A 15,974-nucleotide genomic window follows, 5' to 3' on the forward strand; every position below is an offset into this window, starting at 1 on the left:
CCTTATATCGTGGCCTGATCTGAATTTTTGTCAAGAAAAGCTTTTGTTCCCCATAAGGAAGTTAGTAAAATCAGTTCGAAGCCGTTGGTCACTGCATCACTCTCCATTGGAATTGGCACAGCGCTTCCTATACCCATCAAAATGACGCCGACGGCCATCCATTTCCACTTCAGTTTTTTCCAGAGAATAATCCCTGCAAGCAGCAGCGCAACAGTAACACCAATGATCATGACAGGGGGGCCGTGTGACCCGGCAGATTCATAGCTTAGTACCCCATATTTCTGAGCTGACTCAAGCTTAAGTCCGATTGTATTTTGTATGAGTTCGGCAATAATCATAGCAAGTGTGAAGACTCCCGCGAAGACAAATCCTGCTCGTCCTTTCAGCCAGCGGGTTCCTGTCTTCCTGATAGCTGCCCAGGAAAATAAAATCAACAATGGCGTAAAGAATGCGTGGAACCAGTACCGCATCACATTCAAGGCTTCTAAAAAGCTGCCTTTACCAATCACGCTTCCCATCGCTAAAACAAGGTTGTCATACACTAAACCGAATGTAACGAGCAAAAGAACATTGAGCCAGGAAAAAAATCCATGCTTAATGGATAATTTTAGTCCCCATAAGAATAAAAACAAGTAGATGAGGGAATATAAACCGTAGATATATGGGTCCATGAGTCACTTACCTCCAGTCAGGTTTGTTACAATTGTTCCCTTTAACCGGAATGAGAAACATGTGTCTACGTTATTAACTTTTTCATTGTTTTTAACAAATAAATCACATTCTTATAAATTACTAATAGTCTTATAAGGCTTCTTCATATATCATGAGAAATGTAAGCATATTCAACGATATTTTTGACGAAGAACAGGAGAAATCATGACGACATTAAATAACATTGCATGGGTAACCGACAGTACATCTGGACTTACTGAAGAATTCATAAAAAATAACAATATATATGTTGTGCCTTTAAGCATTATTTTTGGAGAAGAATCGTATTTGGAAGGCGTAGATATCACTGCCGAGGATTTTTATCCAAAATTGGCAGCTTCAAAGGTCCTTCCGAAAACATCGCAGCCTGCTATTGGAGAGTTTGTGGAACTATACCAGAAGCTTAAGGATCAATATAAGCATGCAATCGCGATCCACGCATCGAGCGCTCTGACAGGAACTTACCAAGCCTCCGTGGCAGCTTCCAGCATGGTAGATTTCAAAGTCGATGTCATCGATTCGAAGATTGGTTCTTTCCCATTGGGCCGCATGGTTGAAAAAGGAGTTGAAATGCAGAAGGAAGGAAAGTCCTATGAAGAAATCGTTTCTTACTTGAGGACTCTTCCTGATAAGGCTAATCTTTATATGGCACCTGGAAGCCTAGAGCAGCTGCATAAGGGTGGGCGTTTATCCTCAGCTCAGGTGATTATCGGCAGCTTGATTAAATTAAAGCTGATTGTCAGGTTCGATGATGGCAAGGTAGTCCTTTTTGATAAAATCAGGACGGAAAGAAAGGTCAAGGAGCGCCTGTTTCAAATTTTTGAAGAGGCTTCAACGAATATTAAAGAAGCAAGTGTCATTCACGGAAATGTAAAGGAATTGGCTGAGGAATGGCGTGCGGAACTTCAGCAGCGTTTTCCTAACATTTCTTTTACTACAACAACATTCAGCCCAGTGGCTGGAACTCATACAGGGCAGGGAACAATTGGGCTTGCATGGATTAATGAATAGTCCTCAATAGTAAAACAAAGTAAGAAATCAGCCTGGTCAGGGCTGATTTCTTTTTATTGTCCAGGTTCCTGTGTACACTTGAAATATCAATAAAGGTAGGGGGAAATCGACATGTTGAAGATTGGAATCATTGGTTTAGGGGATATTGCGCAAAAAGCCTATCTGCCTGTATTCGCGGAAAAGGGAGATATCGAATTCCACCTTTACACGCGGGATTTTGCCAAGCTGAAAACTCTGGCTTCCAAGTATAGGTTTGCCCATATACATTTAAGTCTGGATGAGCTTATTGAAAGTGGAGTTAAGGGTGCTTTTCTCCATAGTGCAACTGAATCACATCATGAAATTGTAAAAAAACTGCTGCTGGCTGGTATCCATGTGTATGTCGATAAGCCGATTGCCTATGAGTATGAACAAGCCAGGGAATTGACAGAGCTGGCAGAGGATAAAGGCTTGATATTAATGACAGGTTTTAACCGCAGATATGCCCCGGCGTATAAACAGTTGGCTGAGTTGAAAGAACCTAATATGGTAATCATGCAGAAAAACAGGAAGGCCTTGCCTGGGGAGATACGGCATTTCATCCTCGATGACTTCATCCATGTGGTCGATACGTTAAGAATGTTGTTTCCCTACGATATAAAGCAGATCAATGTTACCGGAAAGAAAAATGGAGCTTTTTTGCATCACGTAGTCATTCAGCTGCAGGCAGAAGAGGGGATCGCAATTGGAATTATGAACCATGACAGCGGCGTTGTTGAGGAAAAGGTAGAAGTTTTTCAATCTGATCAAAAAAGAACGGCAATGAATGTTTCAGATATCCTTGTTCAGGATAATCGGAACGAAACCAGACATGGAGGAAGTGACTGGGAACCGACCCTCCATAAGCGCGGCTTCGAACAAATTATTTTTGATTTCATCCAGGCGGTCGGTAATAATTCAATACCATCAATTACCGCAAAGGATTCCTTGAAAACGCACGAGCTCTGTGAAAAAATCGTGGTCGAATTAGAAGGAATTTAAGAAAAAGACAAGCCCCGTCCTCTTACATAGAGAGACGGGGCTTATTTTATACATATATAAAATAACCAACAAACAACACACCAAGAACATACATAATAGGATGGACTTCTTTAAGCTTGCCCATGCCAACCATCATCAATGGATAAAGTATGAAACCAAGGGCGATGCCTGTTGCTACACTGAAGGTTAGCGGCATCATGATGATGGTGACGAATGAAGGGATAATGACAGCAAGATTGCTCCAGTTGATTTTACTGATTTCAGTTGCCATCAACGCACCAACAATAATGAGTGCCGGAGCGGTAACTTCTGGCGTGATGACTGATAGGATCGGAGAGAAGAGCATCGCCACGCCGAAGCACGCTGCAATGATTACTGATGTAAAGCCTGTCCGTCCGCCGACCGCGATGCCTGCTGATGATTCAACGAACGATGCTGTTGTGGAGGTGCCAAGTACAGCTCCAGCAACAGCCGATCCTGCGTCTGCAAGAAGGGCACGCCCCGCATTGGGAATTTTATTGTCCTTCATCAGACCAGCCTGACTGGCTACCGCAATTAGTGCCCCAGCAGTATCAAAGAAAGCAACAAACAGGAATGTAAAAATGACGGCAAGGACATCTGGAGAGAAGATATCTCCCAGGTGATTGAAGACGACGCCAAACGTTGGTGAGATATCAGGAACCGAACCGACGATTGCTGTAGGTTTTTCAATCAAGCCAGTGAAAATACCACCGATTGTGGCGATCACCATTCCATAAAAGATGCCGCCGCTGATGCCGCGGGCCATCATGATGACACTGACGATGAAGCCGAAGAGAGCAAGCAGGACAGGACCTGATGTCAGATTGCCGATAGAGACAAAAGTCGCTTCGCTGCCAACGATGATACCTGCATTTTTCAAGCCGATAAAGGCGACGAAGAAACCGATTCCCGCAGCGATTGCATGCTTAAGATCCTGAGGGATGACATTGATGATTTTTTCACGTATTTTCAAAAGGCTGAGAATGACGAACAGAACACCCGCGATGAACACACCTGTAAGGGCGACCTCCCATTTTACTCCCATGCCAATGCTGACGGTAAAAGTGAAAAAGGAATTTAAGCCCATGCTTGGAGCGATCCCAATCGGGAAGTTAGCAAGCAGGCCAATCAGCAGCGAGCCGATAATCGCTGAAAGTGCTGTAGCTGTAAAAACAGCTCCTTTATCCATGCCTGCCTGGCTAAGGATTAATGGATTGACGACAAGAATGTAGGCCATCGACAAGAACGTCGTGATTCCGGCAAGTGTTTCCTGTTTATAATTTGTATTTCGTTCTGCGAACTGGAAAAAGTTTTTCATATGTGCTGTCCTCCTGGTTGTGTTGTTGTGAAAATAAAAAAACTCCGGCAATATTATGCTGCCGGAGTACCACAAAGGACAAATAGATGCCAAAAAGAATAGCAAATATCAAGGTCCCTTGTAGTCACGCCTTTTACGGTAGCATGGTAGAAACATCCGAGCCCTATTCTCGAACATATACAAGGAAAAGATTATAGAATTAAAATAATACTAGTGATAGTATCAGCAATTTACATCGAGGTCAATTGCAATTCTTAAAGTTTATCTATTTGTTTTTTTCTGATTATTGGGTTGGTGGAAGTTATTTTGCACCAACTTAAGACAGGTTTGACGCGAAAACAAGAAAAGCTGTCAAAAGAAGAGCCAACTTAAGACAGGTTTGCGGGGAAACGAGAAAAGCTGTCAAAAGAAGAGTATAGCTGTGTTCGATATCAAGGTCGCTGAATTCAGATGAAAATTATTGAAATTACCGTGTGTATTCTCTGGATCAAGCTGGCTTTCACTGAATTACATATGGTTCAGGGAATCAACTTATAGGTATCCCTCTATGGGTATCGGGAATCCCTTTGTTTAGGAGTTTTTGACAACTTTTTGACGGGAATATGTGAATAATAAATGAACTAAACGGCAAAACACCCCTGTTTGGATTTTTACTTACTATAATGATAGTGTATTCCAAATGGAGGTGCCAATAATGAATGTAACGACGATTATTGAATTGGAAAATCGTGAAGTTGAGAAGATGGCTGGTGCAAAATTAGTTTTTATACAGGAACAGGTTGATGCAAATATCGTGGAAACATGCGTTGATTGTTTTAAATATGAAGGTTCTGAAGATTGCCTGGATACAGATGATGCAATGCAAAAAGTTTTTAATGCATTGAAAGCAGATGGAATGATTCCTGAAGCAGTGGAAGATTTTTCGTATGAGATGCCTTCTTGTGAGAGATTGAGAAAAGATGTTTATGAAGAACAGGACATGCCGCAAAAAGTGATTTTAAGCTTTGCAATATAATACTTAAAAAAGGAGTTCTTTCTTGGAACTCCTTTTTTTAACTGGTTACACGATATTTTTGGTCAGTTTTACCAAAAACGTGACTTTTATCAAAGAGAAGCCTGAAAGAAATTTATATAATGAAGTTGACATGAAATGAAAACGCTTTCAATAAGGGAGGTGGGAACCGGTGAAAAAAGGTGCGGACATCACCATTATTACCGGCCATTTTGGCAGCGGAAAAACTGAGATCACTATTAATCTGGCACTCGAGGCCAGAAAAATAAATGCCAGGACTGCCGTTGCCGACCTCGATATCGTTAATCCTTATTACCGTGCGAGGGACGCAAGAAGAATTTTTGAACAAAATGGAATTGAACTTATTGCACCTGCAAAAAGGCTTGCAGCTGCTGATTTGCCGATTGTTCCGGGCGATATGAGCAGGGTGATCTATGATCCGGCCTATAAGCTGATCGTCGATGCTGGAGGAGATAAAGACGGAGCTACGGCACTGGGGCAATTTTATAATGATTGGAAAGACATGAAGCCTGAGGTGCTATTTATTTTAAATGCAAACCGTCCATATGTCAGTACTCTGGAGGGAGCGGTTGAGACATTGGAAAAAATCGAAAAAGCCTCAAGGCTTAAGATAACAGGAATTATCAATAACTCCAATGTAGGATCCGAGACGACACTTCAGGATGTGGAAAGAGGATTGACATTAAGTAAGAAGCTATCTGATACGCTTGGGATTCCTTTGTTGAACACGATCGTACCGCAGCATTTATCAGCAGAAAGTGCAGGAATTGAGTCGGAGTCCCAGGTAAAAGTGATTTCGAGGTATTTAAAATTGCCATGGGAGATGTAAAGGAGGCAAAAACGGTGGAGCAGAGAGTTGTTTTTAATGAAGATACTTGTAAATCATGCAAGCTGTGTGTGAACGCTTGTCCGACAAATGTGATTTATCTTGCGGATTACTTGAATGAAAAAGGCTACCGGCCGGCGGTTGTGACAGACCAGGAAAATTGCATCAGCTGCGGCAAGTGTGCACAGATGTGTCCGGATTCAGTCATCACTGTTTATAGGCCAGAAAAGGCAAGGAAATCTGTATAGCAAAGGAGTTTTGACAATGGGGAAAGTACTTATGAAGGGGAACGAGGTCATCGCTGAAGCTGCTGTCCATGCGGGCTGCAAGTATTTTTTCGGCTATCCGATCACACCACAGAGTGAGCTCGTTGCCTATATGGCCAGAAGGCTTCCTGAGGTTGGCGGGTTATTTTTACAGGCGGAAAGTGAAGTAGCAGCGATCAATATGGTATATGGAGCGGCCGGAACCGGTGTGCGCGTAATGACATCATCATCGAGCCCGGGTTTCAGCTTGAAGCAGGAAGGCATTTCCTACCTGGTTGGTGCAGAACTGCCGGCCCTGATTGTGAATGTCGTTCGGGGTGGTCCAGGACTTGGAAATATCCAGCCTGCGCAATCGGACTATTTTCAGGTGACGAAGGGAGGCGGCCATGGAGATTACCATACTCCGGTCCTTGCTCCATCGACGCTTCAGGAGATCATTGACCTGACAGAAGCGGCATTTGATATTGCTGACCGTTACCGGACGCCAGTTATCCTGCTAGGGGACGGCATGCTCGGACAGATGATGGAACCGGTTGAGTTCAAGGAATTGAGCGAGAGGAAGCCGGAACAAAAGGAATGGGCTACCACGGGCACACGCGGTGATGGGAAACCAAGAATTATCTCTTCACTAGAATTGAATGCAGATGCACTCGAAAAACGGAATGAACTTTTACAGAAAAAGTTTGCCATGATCAAGCAGAATGAAGTCAGATACGAAACCTATGAAATTGAGGATGCCGATTATATCGTAACTGCTTACGGAACAGCGGCAAGGATTGCCATGAATGCGATCAATAAAGCCCGGAAAGACGGTTTGAAAATTGGGATGATCAGGCCTATCACACTTTGGCCATTCCCTGAGCAGCCGTTCATAGAAACCCGTGATAGGGTGAAGGGCTATCTCTCAGTCGAGATGAGCGCAGGCCAGATGGTTGAGGATGTCAGACTTGCTGTCGAGGGCAAGGCACCGGTTTCCTTCTTTGGGCGCACTGGCGGGGTTGTTCCTACGCAGGAAGAAATTTATGATCAAATCATTCAGCTGGCAGGGGGTGTCGAGGTATGACAATGAAGACTGTGTTTGAGAAAACAACCGGATTAACTGATAACCAGACCCACTATTGTCCCGGCTGTACGCACGGAATCATCCACAGGATGGTAGGCGAGGTTCTTGAAGAAATGGGCATTTTGGAAGATACAGTTGGAGTCGCTTCTGTCGGATGCTCTGTGTTGTCCTATGAATATTTCAATTGTGATATGACACAGGCTGCGCATGGCAGGGCTCCTGCTGTCGCGACAGGAATTAAGCGTGTCCTGCCTGACCGTTTTGTTTTTACCTACCAGGGAGATGGCGACCTTGCTTCGATTGGGATTGCTGAGGCTGTCCATGCTGCAGCAAGAGGTGAAAACATCACCGTTATTTTTGTGAATAATGCGATTTATGGAATGACTGGAGGACAAATGGCGCCTACAACACTGGTTGGCCAGAAAACGGCTACGACTCCATTTGGCAGGGATGGAAGCATCCAGGGACTGCCGATTCGGGTAAGTGAGATGCTGTCAACTCTGGATGGAACAGCCTATATCGAACGAGTTTCCACGCATGATGTGCCGAATATCCTTAAAGCGAAGAAAGCGATTCGCAAAGCATTTGAAACACAGAAGCAGGGGCTGGGTTTCTCGATGGTCGAGATTCTGTCCAGCTGTCCGACGAACTGGGGCCTTGATCCCAATGAATCTCTCGATTGGATTAAGGACAATATGGTGCCTGCCTATCCTCTTGGCGTGTATAAGGATTCACGGAAAGGGGATGGCCGGTGATGGAGGAAATTTTGATTGCCGGTTTTGGCGGCCAGGGAGTCATGTCGATGGGCCAGCTGATTGCCTATGCTGGGATGACTGAAGGTAAGTTTGTATCATGGCTGCCTTCCTACGGTCCCGAGCAGCGCGGCGGAACTGCCAACTGTGCAGTCGTCGTCAGTGAGGAACAGGTAGGTTCACCACTTGTGTCACGGCCGACGACAGCAATTGTCCTGAATAATCCGTCATATGAAAAGTTTGAACCGATGGTCAGAGCAGGCGGGTTATTAGTTGTGAACTCATCATTGATTACAAAAGTGTCAGCCAGGACTGACATAAGAGTTTTAAATATTGATGCAACCGACAAGGCAAATGAGCTGGGCAATCCAAAAGTCGCAAATATGATTCTGCTTGGGGCATTCCTGGAGGAAACGGGTATCCTGTCTGATGAATCAATTTTGGAAGCCTTGAAGAAAGTGCTTTCCCCGGAAAAGCACTCTTTATTGGAAATCAATCGCCAGGCGCTTGAACTTGGGCGTTCATTGATTAAAACACCTATGCTTTAGTATAGGCTGAGCCTGAAAAAGAGACTGCCACATTTGAATCATTGCAAAAACGCTGCCAACGAATGGCAGCGTTTTTATTGCTGTATTAGAAAGTATAAATTTTTCACTTAGATTAGTGTCTAGCTCCAGCGCCTAGCCCCTCGAGACGTTTCGGCCCTGCCAATGAAGTCAAAGAGCGACTTCACTGTCAGGCCCTCCAACGCTTGTCGGGGCTGAACAAGGCGCTTGCGCTTTTCTAATGTGTCATACCTTATCCCAAAAGCTCTAAAATTAAAGGAACGGCTGCCTGTAGTGTAGGTGCCTTCTTGTCGGCACTTGTTTCATCGGTTCCGATAAAAACAGTTTTGCAGCCTGCTTTTTTACCGGCTTCGATATCGCGCTCGTGATCCCCGACCATGACGCTCCCTGTCAATTCGATATCATGCCTGCTGGCAAGGGCAAGGAGCATTCCGGCATTTGGTTTGCGGCATTCACAGCCTGCCTTAGGTTTATGCGGGCAGTAGGCAACCTCCTTGATATGGCCGCCATGCTCCCTGATCAATTCAACCATGTGATCATGGATTTCGTGCAGGCGCTTTTCCTTCAGGAATCCAAGTCCGACTCCTCCCTGATTGGTGACTACAAATATTTCATAGCCAGCCTTGCTCAAGTCTGCGACTGCTTCTGCAGCACCCTCAAGGAGATAAAGATCTTCAGGAGTGTTAACGAATTTTACCCGGTCAGATAATACCTCATTGAGGACCCCGTCCCTGTCCAAAAATATTGCTTTCTTCATTTTGTTCCTCCGTTTTTCCTAACATCTTTTACTTCTATTATCTTTTCGGCATTCTGATGTCTTGATACATAGCGATTTCCGGTAATCCAAAAACGCCATGGATAGTCTCTTGCCTCTCCTGAATTGTCTATGCCGATTCTTTTCCCAGAGGAAATGCTCTCAGGTAAAAACCCTTCGGAGATGAACAGTGGCTTCTCTGTTAAGCGATGCCCGTAATCGGATGTATTTATGCCCATTGCTTTCGTCAGCTTTCCAGGTCCATTGGTGAGATTGGCTGACTCCGGCATACCTCTGCGATTAACCATTAAGTCGATTCCTTCTACAGGTTCGATGGCCCTGATCAAAACTGCTTCTGGCTTGCCGTTTTCCCCGCTGACAACATTGAATAGTGTGTGGGTGTGCATTACATAAGTATAGGCTAGACCAGCTTCATGAAACATGATCTCAGTCCTTTTCGTCCTGCGGTTATTATAGCTGTGTGCCGCTTTGTCCATTGGACCGACATAGGCTTCTGTCTCCACAATAATTCCAGCGGCTGTTCCTTCTTCCGTTTCTTTCACTAAAATGCATCCCAGGAGCGATATCGCCAATTCGAGGGTAGGCTGCTGATAGAACTTATTGTCAAGTGCCTGGAAAGTATCACATTGTTTTGACATAAAACCTCCTAATAGCTCTTTTTAATCTTTATACCCTGCAGGTGAATGACTCATCCATTATCTTTCACCTTAAATACTTAGTATTTTTTTGAAAAAAGGCTCTTTTTAAACTTGGCTGTTGATTTTCGTTCCAGGCGCTTCGCTTTCCGCGGGGAAGAATTATGAAAAATCCCAAAATCCGGATTTTTCAAAGATCAAATTCTTCCTTGCAGTCGGGGAGCCTCCTCAGCGCTTAAGCGCCTCCGGGGTCTCCCCATGACTTGCTCATCCCGCAGGACATTGAATGGGCTTCCCCGAAACTGCCCACGCACGATGAAAATGCGTTAGCATTTTCGGAGGAGTCTTCGCGCCTTCCACTACAATCAACAGGATGTAAAAACAACATTTAGCTTTAACAGAGCCTAAAAAAATAGCGGATAGACCAAAGATAGTTTATAGTATTTTTAAAGGTCAGACAGTTTTAATTTCCGTTAGGGGAGTATCAAATTATATGTGGAAAAAATGGGTATGGATTGCAGTGATTGCTGCAGTTGTTTTTTTCCTTGTTCCATATAGCCTTCCGCTCATTTTTGCTGTGTTAACAGCAGTCATGCTCGAAGGAATGGTTCAATGGATTATGAAAAGATTTTCATTCAAGCGTCTTCAGGCTGTCATCGGAGTATTTATCAGCTATGTGCTCCTGTTAGGTGTTATTGGATATAACCTGGTTTCGATTATCGCCCATCAAGCGGTATCCTTATCCGAGCGAACTCCTACATTCGTAAGGGACATTTACAGAACAGCGATTCTTCCTTTGATGGGCAAGTGGGAATTTTACTCAAAAAACTTCCCGATAGAAGTCATTGACCAGATTGAAGCGACGATTGAAAAGAATATAAACACTCTTGATTCGTTCCTGCAGCAATTCATTGCTGGCATCATCAATCTGCTCACGGCAATACCTGGGTTCATGATTGAGTTTCTTGTTTATCTTATTGCGTTATTTTTGTTCAGTCTGGAGCTGCCTAATCTTAAAATGAAGCTTGAATCCCATTTGAAGGAGCAAACCCGGCAGAAGGTCTTCCTGGTTGGAAGCCAGTTGAATAAGGCAGGGATAGGTTTTTTAAAAGCGCAGGTCATCCTGAGTTTGGTCACCTTCATTATGGCGATGGCAGGATTGAGCATATTAGATGTTAAATATACGGGACTGCTGTCATTGTTGATTGTCATTGTCGATATCCTGCCGATTCTTGGAACCGGATCGGTCCTTGTTCCCTGGGCCGTTATTGCGATTCTGCAGGATAATCATTTTCTGGGAATAGGATTAATCATTTTGTTTCTGGTCATCACCGTTGTCCGCAGGGTGATTGAGCCAAAGATATATTCATCAAATCTCGGCATTTCGCCGCTTGCCTCCTTGATCAGCATGTATATTGGACTCAAACTGCTCGGGCTTTCCGGGATTTTTATCGGTCCGATTATCGTAATCATCTACGAGACTTTAAGGAAAGCAAATGTAATTCGGCTTAATTTTAAGATTTGAATTTCAGCTCATTTTTTTGGATAGCAGCACATGATTAAGCATAAATTATGTTTGTTACCAAGAAGGAGGAACGCAGGAATGAATATAGGCCGCGCAAAAGAAATTGTAGAGTCAGCAGATATGATTAATGTAACTTATGATGGGGCGCCAATCATCATCCAGCATGTTGACGAAACGACCAAAATGGCAAGGATTTATTCAAAGTCAGAACCGGATGTTGAAAGAGACGTACCAGTCTTGAATTTAATAGAGGAATAGAAAAACGGGAGAATCTACGTCTCCCGTTTTTCTACGTTATAAAGCGGTAATGTAATCTTGAATTGGGTGCCTTCGTTAAGTTTGCTTTTAACGTTTACCGTACCGCCCATTTCATGGATAATCTTATTCACGACCATCATGCCCAGCCCGGTGCCTTTTTCTGCCTTGGTTGAAAAGTAAGGTTCCCCGATTTTGGCCAATTGCTGTGGAGACATGCCGCATCCTGTATCTACGATCGTTATTGATACATGGTTTTTAGCCATTTCACGGCAGCTGATCACCAGGTCACCGCCGTTTGGCATAGCCTCAATGCCGTTTTTGATGATATTGAGTATACATTGATGGAATTTGGCGGCTTCACCTGCGACATTCATTCCCGCCATCAAATCCTTTTTAATATTCACCGAAAAATGATTTGCATAAGGATGGATGAGCTCAAGTGCTTTCTCAATTTCTTCTTTTACATAGATGGATGAATCCATTTTCAGTTGTGGTTTGGCGAAATTAAGGTAATCTTTAATGATCGTTTCTGCACGATCGAGTTCATCAATGGCAGTATTCAAATAATAGAGTCTCTTGTTTTCCTCAATGGCAGGATCCTTAAGCATTTGCAGGAATCCTCGTGTGACCGTAAGCGGGTTACGCACCTCATGACTCACGCTCGCCGCCAACTGTGAGACAACCTCAATCTTATCGGACTTGATGACAGCATTATGTAAAAACTGGTTCTGCATCATGATTTCAATATAATAAGTCACAATGAAAATTCCGGCAGAAAGGGTCAGGCCGTATAAGAGCATGAATTGAAAATTAGACAAGTCGTCAAATACCGCCGCCTTCATCAGGAAAATGAGGATTGTATAGAATAGTGCGACTGTCACAACAGTAAGCAATTTCCTTATCAGCGGGAAAGAATTGAACTTATTTGATAGGTAAGCGGTTAATACGCTGATTGTAAGCATATTGAAAAAATTGATCCAAACCCCATTGCCGCCGAAGGGGATTCTTGCTGCTACAACGATGATGAAAAGCATGATGCTAACAACTGGACCGCCGTACAGCCCTCCGAGGACCACAGGAATCAAACGCAGATCAAAGATGAAATGAGAACTGCCAATCACCGTAAAAGACATGCAAAACAGGATTTGGATTCCGCCCAGGACAATAACGAAGAATTTGGCGTGCTTCCTATATAAATTTGTGAATTTGTTAACGATAAAATATTGGAACACAAATGTAGAAAACAGGATGAAGATCAGATTCAATACAAGAACTGTTAATTGGTCCATAGTCTTAATCTCCAGTCGACAAGGAGCGGCCTGCTCCATCAAAAAGTAAGTTTGTTTAAAAAGACAAATTATTCAAATATATTACTTTTACTTTAACACAAAATTGATTCAAGTTGTTTTTTATAATGACTATTTTTTCGCACTAGTTGCTTTTTGGAAATGTTCTTAAATATAAAGGTAAGGGCTTTTTTTCGACGTGACTTCTCTAACGGAAAGGAATGAATATCCAAGGTTTGGATTAATGATGTCCAAGCGGATTATTGGATGGCCCTAATAACTTGGCGATATACTATTTGTACAAAAATACAGCGGGGAGGAAGCCCATGTGGCAAATAACACATTAACCCTATTCACAAGGCCAATGTGAACAGACTGCCAGGACGCGAAGGAGTTTCTTTCGCAGAAGCAAGTAGAGTATGAAGAAATCAATGTCCAGGGAGAACCTGAAAAGGAGAAAAAGCTTAAAGAAGTGACGGGTACTGCGATTGTTCCAGCGTTTATCTTTATAAGTAAGAAGTTTTTAGTCATGAAAGATAAAAAAGTTTTAATCGGTTTTGAAAATAACAGAAGTGAAATAGAAAAGTTGGTTAAAAATTTGAAGTAGATGATAAACAGATGAGGGTGTCCATGTCAATATTCGGGCACCCTTTTTATATGGGTGTGAAAATTTACACTGACATGGAACCAATCAGAGCAGCATAAATTATAATATATAACTCTAAGAGAAGGAGGATAACCATTTTAATCCCGAGTTGACTTATCAGAATACATGTATTATATTATTCAAGAATGATAAATTAGGAGGGAAAGTCAGTGACTACTGGACTTGTTATTTTAAATATTGCAGTTATGCTAGGCATTATTGCTGTTCTTTTTTACATGCAAAAGAAGCATGTTTCATTTTCTAAACGAGTATTCATTGCACTGGGAATCGGGATTATTTTCGGTTTTGCATTGCAATTCATTTACGGAGCTGGATCTGAGGTCATTACGGAGAGTACTGACTGGTTCTCGATCGTGGGAAGCGGCTATGTAAAGTTCCTGCAAATGATCGTAATGCCGCTAGTATTTATATCAATTTTAGCTGCTTTCACGAAGCTTAAGCTGACGAATAACATCGGTAAAATCAGTACACTGATCCTCGGCTTGCTGGTTGGCACAACAGCTGTTGCCGCTGCGGTTGGTATCGCAACTGCAGTTGGTTTCGACCTTGAAGCCGTGCAGATTACACAGGGTGAGGCGGAGCAAGCGCGTGCCGAGAAGCTTGAGGAAACGTATGGCGGAATTGAAGGGCGCACGATGCCACAGCAAATTCTTGATCTCCTGCCAGCCAATCCATTCCTTGACTTCACTGGAGCACGGCCGACATCTACAATATCCGTTGTTATTTTCGCGGCATTCCTGGGAATTGCATACCTTGGAGTGAGAAGAAAATCTCCTGATCAGGCAGAGCTTTTTGCCAAGATTGTTGATGCTTTCTATGCGGTCATCATGAGGGTGGTCACGCTGATCCTGCGCCTGACTCCATATGGAGTTCTAGCCATCATGACAAAGACCGTTGCCTTAAGCGATTTCGACGCTATCTTAAAACTGGGTAAATTCGTAGCAGCTTCATATGTTGCTCTTGCTGTCATGTTCATTATCCACTTGTTATTACTGACAATTGCTGGTTTAAATCCAGTCACTTATATTAAAAAAGCATTTCCTGTTCTCGCGTTTGCTTTCACCTCTAGAACGAGTGCCGGGGCATTGCCACTAAACATCAAAACACAGCGCTCTCTGGGAGTGCCGGAGGGGATTGCAAACTTTGCCGGTTCCTTCGGTTTATCTATCGGGCAAAACGGCTGTGCAGGTATTTATCCTGCGATGCTCGCAGTCATGATTGCACCATCAGTTGGTATTGACCCATTGACACCATCATTTATCGCAACCGTGATCGCAATTGTTGCCATCAGCTCCTTCGGGGTTGCCGGAGTTGGAGGCGGCGCGACATTTGCGGCGCTGCTAGTTCTTTCAGCATTGAACCTGCCAGTCGCTCTTGCCGGCTTGCTGATTTCAATTGAACCATTGATTGATATGGGACGCACCGCAGTAAATGTAAGCGGCTCGATGACATCAGGCATCCTGACAAGCAGAATCACAAAAGAAATCGATTCATCGGTCTATACAGATATGAATCAAAAAATCGAAGCAGAAGCTTAATGCAATATAAGTAAGCCAGCCAAAGAGAAATTTTGGCTGGCTTTTTCTTTTATTAAAACGCTGTTTACATAAAGATTGCTGTTAAAATAGGTCATCACCCGAAACGTCAGTGAATATTTTCTCTCTTGATCACACACAAAGAAGTCATCAATCCAACACAAGAGATCGTAAGCAAAGAAAAAATGAATTTTTCCATGCCAATCACCTTTAATCCCGAAACAACCACTAGTCCATCTAAAATGAAAATCAAAATTCCAACATTCACTGGAAAGAATTTATGAATCAGCTGGGCTAGTAAATCCATACCGCCTGTGCTGGTTTCATAGCGAAGCATCAAACCGATTCCGCAGCCGACCAATATACCACCCATGATTGCACTTGGCAAAATGCCTAAGTGGATCCCTTTTTCAACAGGTGCGAATAAATCAATGGAGAAACTCGACATCATCAAACCCGTCAAGCTATGAAAAAAGTATTTCCGTTCCAGGATATATGCCAACACGTAAAGTGGTGTGCTCAGGATGATCATGGTGAGGCCTGTGGGGAATCCATAATAATAATGAATGATCAGGCCAATCCCAATCATACCCCCGTCAAGAAGATGGTGCGGTACCAGAAATCCATTCACTCCTACTCCAAGTAATAAGCTTCCTACAATTACAGCAAGAACCTTCCCTGTCATCCATTATCACCAGCCTTGTCC

The 15,974-nt window shown here is 43.4% G+C and carries 17 protein-coding genes, 1 pseudogene and 1 riboswitch; of the genes and pseudogenes, 12 read left to right on the plus strand and 6 right to left on the minus strand.

Annotated elements, in window-relative coordinates; genetic code table 11:
* Window positions 1–2: 2 nt before the first annotated feature.
* Window positions 3–671, minus strand: coding sequence for a hypothetical protein (locus J7E32_RS02575; RefSeq protein ID WP_214903127.1), 669 nt, complete (start codon window positions 669–671; stop codon window positions 3–5).
* Window positions 672–876: 205 nt separating this feature from the next.
* On the opposite strand from J7E32_RS02575, the gene J7E32_RS02580 reads away from it, so the two are divergent.
* Window positions 877–1,722, plus strand: coding sequence for a DegV family protein (locus tag J7E32_RS02580; RefSeq protein ID WP_214903130.1), 846 nt, complete (start codon window positions 877–879; stop codon window positions 1,720–1,722).
* A gap of 111 nt (window positions 1,723–1,833) precedes the next feature.
* The gene (locus tag J7E32_RS02585; protein ID WP_214903132.1) at window positions 1,834–2,742 is read left to right on the plus strand and encodes a Gfo/Idh/MocA family protein; all 909 of its coding nucleotides are present in this window, start codon (window positions 1,834–1,836) and stop codon (window positions 2,740–2,742) included.
* Window positions 2,743–2,788: 46 nt separating this feature from the next.
* Here the strand turns inward: J7E32_RS02585 and J7E32_RS02590 are convergent, their stop codons facing one another.
* Window positions 2,789–4,081 (minus strand): NCS2 family permease, encoded by a 1,293-nt coding sequence (locus tag J7E32_RS02590; protein ID WP_214903135.1) that lies wholly within the window; start codon window positions 4,079–4,081, stop codon window positions 2,789–2,791.
* Between the two features lie 101 nt (window positions 4,082–4,182).
* A riboswitch (purine riboswitch) is annotated at window positions 4,183–4,284 on the minus strand.
* 491 nt (window positions 4,285–4,775) lie between these two features.
* Here J7E32_RS02590 and J7E32_RS02595 point away from each other — a divergent pair.
* The 6 genes from J7E32_RS02595 (at window position 4,776) to J7E32_RS02620 (ending at window position 8,569) form a co-directional block, all read left to right on the plus strand.
* Window positions 4,776–5,096, plus strand: coding sequence for a hypothetical protein (locus tag J7E32_RS02595; RefSeq protein ID WP_214903138.1), 321 nt, complete (start codon window positions 4,776–4,778; stop codon window positions 5,094–5,096).
* Between the two features lie 169 nt (window positions 5,097–5,265).
* A complete protein-coding gene (locus tag J7E32_RS02600) occupies window positions 5,266–5,943 on the plus strand; it encodes a nucleotide-binding protein (protein WP_214903141.1) in 678 nt (225 codons plus the stop codon).
* Between the two features lie 14 nt (window positions 5,944–5,957).
* On the plus strand, window positions 5,958–6,188 hold the full coding sequence (locus tag J7E32_RS02605; protein ID WP_353654007.1) for a 4Fe-4S binding protein: 231 nt from the start codon (window positions 5,958–5,960) through the stop codon (window positions 6,186–6,188).
* A gap of 16 nt (window positions 6,189–6,204) precedes the next feature.
* Complete coding sequence (locus tag J7E32_RS02610) at window positions 6,205–7,269, plus strand: 3-methyl-2-oxobutanoate dehydrogenase subunit VorB (protein ID WP_214903147.1); 1,065 nt, start codon at window positions 6,205–6,207, stop codon at window positions 7,267–7,269.
* Complete coding sequence (locus tag J7E32_RS02615) at window positions 7,266–8,024, plus strand: thiamine pyrophosphate-dependent enzyme (RefSeq protein WP_286182617.1); 759 nt, start codon at window positions 7,266–7,268, stop codon at window positions 8,022–8,024. The genes J7E32_RS02610 and J7E32_RS02615 overlap by 4 nt, the downstream gene beginning before the upstream one ends.
* Window positions 8,024–8,569 (plus strand): 2-oxoacid:ferredoxin oxidoreductase subunit gamma family protein, encoded by a 546-nt coding sequence (locus tag J7E32_RS02620; protein ID WP_286182620.1) that lies wholly within the window; start codon window positions 8,024–8,026, stop codon window positions 8,567–8,569. Before J7E32_RS02615 ends, J7E32_RS02620 begins: the two co-directional genes overlap by 1 nt.
* Window positions 8,570–8,819: 250 nt before the next feature.
* Here J7E32_RS02620 and J7E32_RS02625 read toward each other — a convergent pair whose 3' ends face one another.
* On the minus strand, window positions 8,820–9,344 hold the full coding sequence (locus J7E32_RS02625) for a D-glycero-alpha-D-manno-heptose-1,7-bisphosphate 7-phosphatase (RefSeq protein WP_214903152.1): 525 nt from the start codon (window positions 9,342–9,344) through the stop codon (window positions 8,820–8,822).
* Entirely contained in the window at window positions 9,341–10,000 is a 660-nt protein-coding gene (locus tag J7E32_RS02630) for a DNA-3-methyladenine glycosylase (protein ID WP_214903154.1), read from the minus strand. Before J7E32_RS02630 ends, J7E32_RS02625 begins: the two co-directional genes overlap by 4 nt.
* A gap of 490 nt (window positions 10,001–10,490) precedes the next feature.
* On the opposite strand from J7E32_RS02630, the gene ytvI reads away from it, so the two are divergent.
* Window positions 10,491–11,522, plus strand: coding sequence for a sporulation integral membrane protein YtvI (gene ytvI, locus J7E32_RS02635; RefSeq protein WP_214903156.1), 1,032 nt, complete (start codon window positions 10,491–10,493; stop codon window positions 11,520–11,522).
* Window positions 11,523–11,600: 78 nt separating this feature from the next.
* Window positions 11,601–11,780 (plus strand): H-type small acid-soluble spore protein, encoded by a 180-nt coding sequence (locus J7E32_RS02640; RefSeq protein WP_214903158.1) that lies wholly within the window; start codon window positions 11,601–11,603, stop codon window positions 11,778–11,780.
* Window positions 11,781–11,794: 14 nt separating this feature from the next.
* Here J7E32_RS02640 and J7E32_RS02645 read toward each other — a convergent pair whose 3' ends face one another.
* Complete coding sequence (locus tag J7E32_RS02645; RefSeq protein ID WP_214903160.1) at window positions 11,795–13,069, minus strand: ATP-binding protein; 1,275 nt, start codon at window positions 13,067–13,069, stop codon at window positions 11,795–11,797.
* Between the two features lie 382 nt (window positions 13,070–13,451).
* On the opposite strand from J7E32_RS02645, the pseudogene J7E32_RS23155 reads away from it, so the two are divergent.
* Together J7E32_RS23155 and J7E32_RS02655 are read left to right on the plus strand one after the other, a co-directional pair.
* A pseudogene (locus J7E32_RS23155) lies at window positions 13,452–13,673 on the plus strand (glutaredoxin family protein); the annotation flags it as partial.
* 245 nt (window positions 13,674–13,918) lie between these two features.
* Complete coding sequence (locus J7E32_RS02655; RefSeq protein WP_286182621.1) at window positions 13,919–15,271, plus strand: L-cystine transporter; 1,353 nt, start codon at window positions 13,919–13,921, stop codon at window positions 15,269–15,271.
* Between the two features lie 106 nt (window positions 15,272–15,377).
* Here the strand turns inward: J7E32_RS02655 and J7E32_RS02660 are convergent, their stop codons facing one another.
* Entirely contained in the window at window positions 15,378–15,953 is a 576-nt protein-coding gene (locus tag J7E32_RS02660; protein WP_214903165.1) for a YitT family protein, read from the minus strand.
* Between the last annotated feature and the right edge of the window lie 21 nt (window positions 15,954–15,974).

Origin of the sequence: Bacillus sp. ISL-55, assembly GCF_018613155.1 — a bacterium.
Lineage (GTDB): Bacteria > Bacillota > Bacilli > Bacillales > Cytobacillaceae > Mesobacillus.

What these genes read in the sequence shown, in the direction of transcription:
- J7E32_RS02580 (WP_214903130.1), top strand. Translation starts at nt 877, where the DNA reads ATGACGACATTAAATAACATTGCATGGGTAACCGACAGTACATCTGGA.
- J7E32_RS02645 (WP_214903160.1), bottom strand. Translation starts at nt 13,069, where the DNA reads ATGGACCAATTAACAGTTCTTGTATTGAATCTGATCTTCATCCTGTTT.
- J7E32_RS02590 (WP_214903135.1), bottom strand. Translation starts at nt 4,081, where the DNA reads ATGAAAAACTTTTTCCAGTTCGCAGAACGAAATACAAATTATAAACAG.
- J7E32_RS02585 (WP_214903132.1), top strand. Translation starts at nt 1,834, where the DNA reads ATGTTGAAGATTGGAATCATTGGTTTAGGGGATATTGCGCAAAAAGCC.
- J7E32_RS02640 (WP_214903158.1), top strand. Translation starts at nt 11,601, where the DNA reads ATGAATATAGGCCGCGCAAAAGAAATTGTAGAGTCAGCAGATATGATT.
- J7E32_RS02660 (WP_214903165.1), bottom strand. Translation starts at nt 15,953, where the DNA reads ATGACAGGGAAGGTTCTTGCTGTAATTGTAGGAAGCTTATTACTTGGA.
- J7E32_RS02655 (WP_286182621.1), top strand. Translation starts at nt 13,919, where the DNA reads ATGCTAGGCATTATTGCTGTTCTTTTTTACATGCAAAAGAAGCATGTT.
- J7E32_RS02615 (WP_286182617.1), top strand. Translation starts at nt 7,266, where the DNA reads ATGACAATGAAGACTGTGTTTGAGAAAACAACCGGATTAACTGATAAC.
- J7E32_RS02575 (WP_214903127.1), bottom strand. Translation starts at nt 671, where the DNA reads ATGGACCCATATATCTACGGTTTATATTCCCTCATCTACTTGTTTTTA.
- J7E32_RS02625 (WP_214903152.1), bottom strand. Translation starts at nt 9,344, where the DNA reads ATGAAGAAAGCAATATTTTTGGACAGGGACGGGGTCCTCAATGAGGTA.
- J7E32_RS02630 (WP_214903154.1), bottom strand. Translation starts at nt 10,000, where the DNA reads ATGTCAAAACAATGTGATACTTTCCAGGCACTTGACAATAAGTTCTAT.
- J7E32_RS02610 (WP_214903147.1), top strand. Translation starts at nt 6,205, where the DNA reads ATGGGGAAAGTACTTATGAAGGGGAACGAGGTCATCGCTGAAGCTGCT.
- J7E32_RS02620 (WP_286182620.1), top strand. Translation starts at nt 8,024, where the DNA reads ATGGAGGAAATTTTGATTGCCGGTTTTGGCGGCCAGGGAGTCATGTCG.
- ytvI (WP_214903156.1), top strand. Translation starts at nt 10,491, where the DNA reads ATGTGGAAAAAATGGGTATGGATTGCAGTGATTGCTGCAGTTGTTTTT.
- J7E32_RS02595 (WP_214903138.1), top strand. Translation starts at nt 4,776, where the DNA reads ATGAATGTAACGACGATTATTGAATTGGAAAATCGTGAAGTTGAGAAG.